This window comes from Campylobacter sp. 2018MI13 (genome assembly GCF_018501135.1).
Taxonomy (GTDB): Bacteria; Campylobacterota; Campylobacteria; order Campylobacterales; family Campylobacteraceae; genus Campylobacter_E.
The window spans coordinates 1-4,255 of record NZ_JAHCZC010000105.1 but is presented as its reverse complement, the minus strand read 5'-3'; the positions used below and the strand labels follow the sequence as shown (position 1 = coordinate 4,255).

Below are 4,255 nucleotides of genomic sequence, written 5' to 3'. Positions count from 1 at the left end.
ATTTTATTAAAACTTACAATGTAGTTATTGATGGAAATATGGTAGCTAATGTATTTTTAACAGACAAAAGAGAAATGAGCGATTTATTTTCTTTATCTTTTGTATTTTTTATATTATTAAGCGTTGTATTACCAATAATTTTGCTAAGATTTATTAGTATAAAAAAAGGTTGTTATATAGCTAAAATAGTTTCAATTATTTTAAGTGCTATATTGATTTTTGTCATAGTATTTACTAATTCTAGAACTTTTATACCTTTTATTAGAACTAATGATGACATAAGATATTACAATGTGCCATTTCATCAAATATATTCTGCTATTAAAATAACAAAATCAAAATTCACTCCTAAAGAAGAGATGGTAAAAATAGGGCTTGATGCTTCTATTCAAGATGATAATGAGAGTAAAACTTTTATTTTAGTAGTAGGAGAAACTGCAAGGGCAAAAAATTATTCTTTAGGCGGATATGCTAAAAACGATACTAATTTTTATACTAAGAATTTAAATATTAATTATTTTAGTAATTTTACATCTTGCGGGACTGCCACTGCTCAATCTTTACCTTGCATGTTTTCATTGCATGATAGGGTGGATTTTAAAAAAGGTGAAAATTATGAGAATGTTTTAAATCTTTTAAATCGTTTTATTGATGTGCGTTGGATAGATAATAATTCTGGAGGTTGTCAAAATGTTTGTAATGACATTAATTCTATTATTAAAAGTAAAGATTATGATGGATGGTTAGTTGATGAAACTAAGAATATATTAAAAAGTAAAAAAGATAAAAATACATTAATAATAGTGCATTTGCAAGGTTCTCATGGGCCAAGTTATTATCTTAGATATCCAAAAGAATTTGAAAAATTTACTCCAACTTGTAATACAAATAAATTGCAAGAATGTAGCGAAAATACTTTATATAACACTTATGATAACACCTTGCTTTATACTGATTTTATAGTAGCTAGTTTGATTGAAATTTTAAAGACTGATAATGCTGATAAAAAAGCTTTATTTTATCTAAGTGATCACGGAGAAAGTTTAGGAGAAAATGGGTTTTATTTGCACGGAATGCCATATTATTTAGCACCAAAAGAGCAAATTCAAATTCCGGCTATTTTATGGACTAATTATGAGTATAACAATAAAGATAAACTTGATTTTAAACTATCTCAAGATAATTTATTTAGTTCTTTATTAGGGTTTTTTAATATTTCTACAAAAGATTATAGGAAAAACTATGATTTATTTAGCATAGATTTAGAAAATAATTTATAAATAATATAAAAAATAAAATATTTATAAAATTTTTATTTAGTTTAATATTATTTTAATAATTGTGTGGTTATAATACGCCATTCCTTGTTTTAAAGGGTTGCAGCTAATAAATCGTTAATCATTTTTCAACTATACTCCTAAATGCAACCCTTTTAATCTCTTCAATATTTACGATTTTTACATATTATTTTTACTTTAATTTATTTGATATTTTTTAAGGAGATTGTATGAGAAAAATATTATTAGCTTTAGGTATTTTGGTATCTTTAAGTGCTAATGAAAGTTTGTTTGAAAAGGGTGAATATAAAAAAGCTTATCCTAATTTTAAACAAGAATGTAATAAAGATAATTCTAATGCTTGTTATAGATTAGGAGAGATGAATGAATTTGGATTAGGAACTGGAATTTCTTATTCTTATGCTTATAAATATTATAAAAAATCTTGTGATTTGAATAATAAAAAAGCTTGTGGAAGTCTTGGAAAAATGTATTATCTAGGACTTGGCGTTAATAAGGATATAAAAAAAGCGAATGATTTATTAGATAATGCTTGTAAGAATGATATTTATGAAGCTTGTGATAATTATGCTTATTTACAAAAAAAAGAATATAAAGAATTTAAACAAGACGAATTATTTAAAGCTTGCAATGGTGGAATTGCTAATTCTTGTATAGAACTTGCTAATAATTTAAATCCTAATCAAGGAATTGATTTTTATTTAAGAGCTTGTGGTTTAGGTGATGATTATGGTTGTCAGATGGTGTCAAATTGGTATTTAACTACCCAAGTTGTTAATAATAAAATATCTAATTTTTCTGATTTAAGCGATAAAGAGTGTAATAATAAAAATTATAAAGCTTGCAAGTCAATAGGAGATGTTTATAGATATTTAAACAATATAGAAAAAACTCAAATGTATTATGAGCAAGGATGTGAATTAGATGATAAAGATTCTTGTGCTAGCTTAGCGGTATTACAAGAACATAATAATGATTTTGAAAAAGCTATAAAAAACTATGAAAAATCTTGTAAGATTGGCGATGGTTATTCTTGTTCTAGACTTGGATATATGTATGAAGATGGATTAAAAGATAATGATAAGACATATATCAAAACAGATTCTTCTAAATCAAAAAAATTCTTTCAAAAAGCTTGCGAATTAGGTTTTACTAAAGCTTGTAATTAATATTTTATGCATTTTTTTGCCTTTTTTTGTAAAAATTATATTTTTTGCACTGAAGGGCAATAATAGAATTTATATATTTTCGTTAAATTAACCTTGTTTTGAAATTCAACAAGGAGAAATATTATGGCGGAAGCTGGAAAAATTATTAAATTAATAGGCGATGTTAAAGCTATTAATGTTAATGGTGAGAAGTCACTAAATGTAGGCGATGCAGTATCACTAAATGATACTATTAGAACAATCGGAAAAGATACAAGTGTTGATATAGAACTTAGCAGTGGCAAAGTTTTACATATTGTAGGAGATAATGTTGCAAAGATTGATAATAGTATTTTAACAAGTGAAAGCTTTGAAAATGAAGCTGCAATTGATGATAAAATCAATAACTTAATCAATAACTTAGTAAATAACAATGGAGAAATAGAATTAGACGCAACTGCTGCTGGTGAAGCTGGTGCTGCTGGTGCTACTGGAACATTAAATGATGTTGTGTTTGACCAATCAGGTAGCGAAAGCACAGTTTATGCAGATGTATTATCAAGAGAAGTTGATAATAATGTTATTACTAATTTTAACAACAACGGCTTAGGTGCTGCAAATCTTAATGATTTATTAGCACAAGGTAATCAAGTAACACCTGAAATTAATGGAGAAGCTAACAATGGCGAAATTCCTACAATTCCAGGAAATAATGGTGCTAATGACAATGTAGTTCCTGAAAATCCAGAAAATAATACAGGAAACAATACTCAACCTGAAGAAGATAAAACTGAAGATAATACTCAACCTGAAGTTAAACCTGAAGAAAAACCTGAAAATACTGAAGATGTTGTAACTCCAGAAGTTAAACCTGAAGAAGATAAAACTGAAGATAATACTCAACCTGAAGTTAAACCTGAAGAAAAACCATTAAATTTAACTGCAAATGTATATGATAAAGATTCTAATATTGTAGATGGTAAATTAACAAATGGAACAGAATTTACTATAAAAGGTAGTGGAGCTACACCTAATTCTGAAGTAACAATAAATGTTATTGGTTATACATTAGATGGTAACAATGTAGCTCAAATCCATTTCCCTGTAAAAGTTACAGCTGATGCTAATGGTGATTATAACTATACTTTTGACTTATCAAATGCTGAATTATTATATAAATATCATGTTGAGAATGGTAATAATAGTGTAGATAGCTCATTTAGTGTAGATAATATAGCTCCTGTAATAACAGATACTAAAGTAGAAGTTGTAGAAGGAAATGTAGTAGTATCAGGTAAAACAGAGCCAGAAGCGGTAGTTTCAACTCCTAATGGAGATAAGGCGACGGCTGACAAAGATGGTAATTTTGTAATTACTATTCCAAATGCTAGTGATAAGGTAGAAATTAGTGCAACTGATAAAGTTGGCAATACAAGTGTAAATCCAGCAATTATTGAAGTTCCAGCTTCTGAAAATAAACCTGAAGAAGATAAAACTGAAGATGTTGTAACTCCAGAAGTTAAACCTGAAGATAAACCTGAAAACACTGAAGACAATAAACAACCTGAAGAAGATAAAACTGAAGATGTTGTAACTACAGAAGTTAAACCTGAAGATAAACCTGAAAACACTGAAGACAATAAACAACCTGAAGAAGATAAAACTGAAGATGTTGTAACTCCAGAAGTTAAACCTGAAGATAAGCCAGTAGCTCCAGTATTTGATAAACTTGTTATTACAGAAGTAAATGGTGATGATACTATAAAAGATCATTCAGCAACAGTTGATAGCAATAGCTTAGTGCTTAAA

Annotated in this window: 2 protein-coding genes and 1 pseudogene; all 3 read left to right on the top strand. The window is 27.5% G+C overall.

Annotated elements, in window-relative coordinates:
- A partial coding sequence (locus KJQ99_RS08750) for a phosphoethanolamine transferase (protein WP_214150568.1) occupies positions 1–1,280 on the top strand: 1,280 nt, incomplete at its 5' end.
- A 227-nt stretch (positions 1,281–1,507) separates the two neighbouring features.
- Complete coding sequence (locus tag KJQ99_RS08745) at positions 1,508–2,467, top strand: tetratricopeptide repeat protein (protein ID WP_214117959.1); 960 nt, start codon at positions 1,508–1,510, stop codon at positions 2,465–2,467.
- Positions 2,468–2,590: 123 nt separating this feature from the next.
- A pseudogene (locus KJQ99_RS08740) lies at positions 2,591–4,255 on the top strand (hypothetical protein); the annotation flags it as partial.